Annotated in this window: 1 protein-coding gene; it reads left to right on the plus strand. The window is 65.5% G+C overall.

The features are described 5' to 3' along the window. Nucleotides 1–398: HAD-IC family P-type ATPase (locus K9U40_RS24185; protein WP_282892585.1), on the plus strand; the 398-nt coding region annotated here is incomplete at its 5' end. Nucleotides 399–414 lie beyond the last annotated feature (16 nt).

Raw genomic sequence — 414 nt, forward strand, 5'->3', positions numbered from 1 at the left:
CAGACAAGCTGGCTCTGGTCTCCAGGCTCCAGGCCGAGGGCCGTGTCGTGGCCATGGCCGGTGACGGCATCAACGATGCCCCGGCGCTGGCCAAGGCGGACGTGGGCATTGCGATGGGAACGGGCACGGATGTCGCGATGAACAGTGCCCAGGTCACTCTGGTCAAGGGCGATCTGCGCGGCATCTCCATGGCGCGGGAGCTGTCAGAGTCCACGGTGGGCAACATGAAGCAGAACCTGATGTTTGCGTTTCTCTACAACGCCCTGGGCATCCCGCTTGCCGCTGGCCTGCTGTACCCATTCACCGGCTGGCTGCTGTCACCCATGATCGCGGCCCTGGCGATGAGCCTGAGTTCCGCATCGGTGATCGCCAACGCGCTCAGGCTGCGCAAGGGCTGAGGGACCACGCGCGGAG

The sequence above is a fragment of the Xanthobacter autotrophicus genome (genome assembly GCF_030015065.1).
Lineage (GTDB): Bacteria > Pseudomonadota > Alphaproteobacteria > Rhizobiales > Xanthobacteraceae > Xanthobacter > Xanthobacter autotrophicus_D.